Genomic DNA, 3,644 nt, shown 5'->3' with positions numbered 1-3,644 from the left:
AATATCAGAAAGTATAAACTCCAGAGCCATGGCTTCCTGATATTGCAAGAAAAACTTCCTTTAGAGGCGGTCTGTCTTCTGTGAAGGTACGTCGATAGACGTTTTTTTTATTTTGTGAAAAATCGGTAATTTCTGAATTAGGTCCACTTAATGGGAAAAGCTACCCATGATCAGGTTCCATAAAGGAAAACTTAATCTTGGAAAATTACAGATTAAACGAACGCAGTCACAGCTGACCGGAGTGAACTTAGCCCGAATGTTTCCCCTGCATGTCATCCTCACCAGGACCTGCAAAAGCCTGATGCATCAAGGGTTTAGGCAGGATTCATAAAGTTTTGTCATCAGGGCTCCTGACAATATAGCGTTTTCATTTTATTGAGTGTCAGGTTGATGTCGGCTAGGATGGATATAGGACGAACGACGTATTGCAAAATACCGTTCGACAAAAGTTTACAAGGAGGTTATCCTCATGGCCCAATCCACAACTTCCTCCGCATCCGGTGCCGCCCGGGTCGGAGTTCAAAAATTCGGGCGCTTCCTGAGCGGCATGGTCATGCCGAACATCGGAGCGTTCATCGCGTGGGGCTTGATCACGGCACTGTTCATACCGACCGGCTGGATTCCGAACGAGTATCTCGCGAAGCTGGTCGACCCGATGATCAAGTACCTGCTCCCGCTGTTGATCGGATACACCGGCGGTACGATGGTGCACAAGCAGCGCGGCGGCGTGATCGGCGCCCTGGTCACGATGGGCGTCATTATCGGAACCGACATTCCGATGTTCCTCGGCGCGATGGCCGTCGGACCAGGAGCTGCCTGGGTGCTCAAACAGTTTGACAGAGCCGTCGAAGGCAAAATCAAGTCCGGCTTCGAAATGCTCGTCAACAACTTCTCGCTCGGCATTATCGGCGGTGTGCTCGTCCTGATCGCTTATTCAATCGTGGGACGCATCATCGAAGCCGTCACCAACGTGCTTTCCTCCGGCGTTGAGTTTCTGGTTCATCACCACCTGATTCCGCTCGTCAACATTTTGATCGAACCGGCGAAGGTGCTGTTCCTGAACAATGCTATCAATCACGGGGTGTTGAGCCCGATCGCGATTGAACAAGCGCAGACCGCGGGCAAGTCCATCCTGTTCATGCTTGAATCGAACCCGGGTCCCGGACTCGGTATCCTGCTCGCTTACATGATCGTAGCCGGGGTTCTGCACGTCAATCTGCACCGGGTGCGGCGATTATTCACTTCTTTGGCGGGATTCATGAAATTTACTTCCCGTACATTCTGATGAACCCACGCCTCATTCTGGCGGCAATGGCCGGCGGCGTGACAGGCACATTTACGTTCTCGCTGCTGAACGCGGGACTCGTTGGCCCGCCATCTCCGGGCAGCATCATCGCTTACCTGGCCATGGCGCCGCGTGGAGAAATCCTACCCGTACTGAGCGGTGTCATCACCGCTGCGATCGTATCCTTCGTCGTGGCTGCGCTCCTGCTGAAAACCAGCAAGAAGACGGAAGAAGACCAGGACGATCTTGAAGAAGCAACGAAACGTATGAAAGACATGAAAGCTGCAGGAACTCCAGCTGCTGCGGCGGCCGCTGCGGAAGAAGGGGCGAAAGAAGCAACGGCTCCTTCGGCGGCAAGCACTGCTGAAGGGCAGAAGAGCAAAGACGAGGTTCACAAAATCGTCTTCGCCTGCGACGCCGGCATGGGCTCCAGCGCCATGGGCGCTTCCATCCTTCGCAAGAAGATGAAAGCCGCCGGATCGCCGATCGAGGTCACGAACACGGCGATCAGCGACATTCCGTCCGACGCGGATATCGTTGTCACGCATAAAACGTTGACAGACCGTGCTCGCGGCGTAGCGCCGCAAGCAGAGCATATTTCCATCGACAACTTCCTGAAGAGTCCGGAATATGACGAGCTTGTCGAACGCTTGAAATAACTATAAAAACGCTTGAGGCGAATGGATGCGGGCATATGGGCCGGCGTCCAAGCGCCTTTTGCGGCCGTTTTGGAGGCTAATGGGCATGGAATTGTCACACCGTGTAAGACAGATCTTGGATTTGCTGCTGCGAAGCCCTTCGGAGAGTACGGTTGCCGAAATCGCCAGCAGCATTCGGGTCAGCCCGCGGACGGTGCACAGGGAGCTGGACACGGTCGAGAGTTATCTGCATCGGCACGGGATTACGCTTCACCGGAAAGCCGGTTCCGGCCTCAGTGTAGAAGGTGACCCTTCTCAAATTGAACAAGTCCGATCGGAGCTGCTCATGCCCGCCGAGATCGAATATTCGGCGGATGAGCGGCAGGTATACCTCCTTGCCCGGCTGCTTGGTTCGCGGGAACCGGTGAAGCTGTTTACGCTTGCCCACGAGATGAAGGTCACGGTACCGACCGTAGGAGCGGATCTGGACGATTTGACCGACTGGATCGGCAAACAAGGCTTGCTGCTGATCCGCCGGCGAGGTTATGGAGTGGAAATTACAGGCTCGGAGCCCTTGATCCGCGAGGCGATTCGTACGCTCGTCCGCTTCCGGCTGGATGACTTATCGCTTATCGGGTACTCGGAGCAGAATCCGCATCATCCTGTGGATGCCCGAATCGCCTCAATGGCCGGGGCAGACCGCATTTCGGCGATCGAAGAAACCTTATGGAAGTGGGAGGAGCGGCATCAGGAAGAATCCTTCAGTGAGGAAGCCTATACCGATCTGCTGATCCGGCTGTCCATCGCGGCAGCCCGCATTCGCAAGGGCATCACAGTCACTGAAGCGGAAGCCGACCGCCTTACTTTTGCGGTTTGACCGGCCATCCGCTATGCCGGCTCAAGACCATGAAATGAAGTCTGCTGAACTTTTATGCGATGAGTTGAGTGAAGTTCTGAACATGGAATATTCGCTGCCTGAAGTGAGGTATACCGCAGAACTTCTTGAAAGAGCCTTGGCTCATTCGACAGGAATGCTTCCGGCGGACGATCTGGAGCTTGCCGGCACGGTCCGCTCGCTCATCCGCAAAATGATGGAACTGGATGCGAACGACTACACCGCTGACCGCTCCCTTCGGGACGGTTTGTTCATGCACCTGAAAGCGGCGATGGAACGAATCACAGCAGGGCAGCGGATCCGGAATCCGCTGCTGGATACGATCCGCAAGGACTATGCCGAGCTGTTCGGCCGGGTCCGCCAGGCAGCGGACGCCGTTTTTCCTTCCGTCCGCATCCCGGATGAGGAGATCGCTTTTCTGGTGATGCATTTTGGAGCCGCGCGGGAGCGTATCGGCCAGATCCCCCAGCATATGCGTGCGGTGATCGTATGCACGAGCGGTATTGGCTCTTCGAAAATGCTGGCAGTTCGGCTGCGCAAAGAATTTCCGCAGCTCCAAATCGTCGAACAGGCTTCATGGTATGAGGCCGCCAGGATACCGAGAACGGACTATGATTTGATCATCAGTACCGTCGATTTGCCGCTGCCAGAGGAACAATATTTGAAGCTGAGCCCGCTGCTTACGCCAACCGAAGCGGAGAAGCTCCGGGATTATATCCGGCACCGCGGCGTGAAGCCGCTGCCGGACGGATTATCAGCGGATGCCGAGCCGCTGCCAGGATTGCTGGAGGATTTGGCACCGGAGCTTAGAGATTGTCCTGCCGGA

General features: G+C 55.3%; 2 protein-coding genes and 1 pseudogene. All 3 read left to right on the top strand.

Annotation, left to right across the window (positions count from 1 at the left end):
* Positions 1-469 precede the first annotated feature (469 nt).
* Positions 470-1,944, top strand: a pseudogene (locus tag CPT76_RS12880) (PTS mannitol transporter subunit IIBC).
* Positions 1,945-2,029: 85 nt separating this feature from the next.
* Complete coding sequence (locus CPT76_RS12875) at positions 2,030-2,800, top strand: BglG family transcription antiterminator (RefSeq protein ID WP_181152824.1); 771 nt, start codon at positions 2,030-2,032, stop codon at positions 2,798-2,800.
* An 82-nt stretch (positions 2,801-2,882) separates the two neighbouring features.
* On the top strand, positions 2,883-3,644 hold a 762-nt coding region (locus CPT76_RS12870), incomplete at its 3' end, for a BglG family transcription antiterminator (protein WP_181152823.1).

The sequence above is a fragment of the Paenibacillus sp. AR247 genome (assembly GCF_002968895.1).
In the GTDB taxonomy this organism is placed as follows: domain Bacteria; phylum Bacillota; class Bacilli; order Paenibacillales; family Paenibacillaceae; genus Paenibacillus_AQ; species Paenibacillus_AQ favisporus.
The sequence above is the reverse complement of the archived record's forward strand: the minus strand, read 5'-3'. Positions and strand labels throughout refer to the sequence as shown.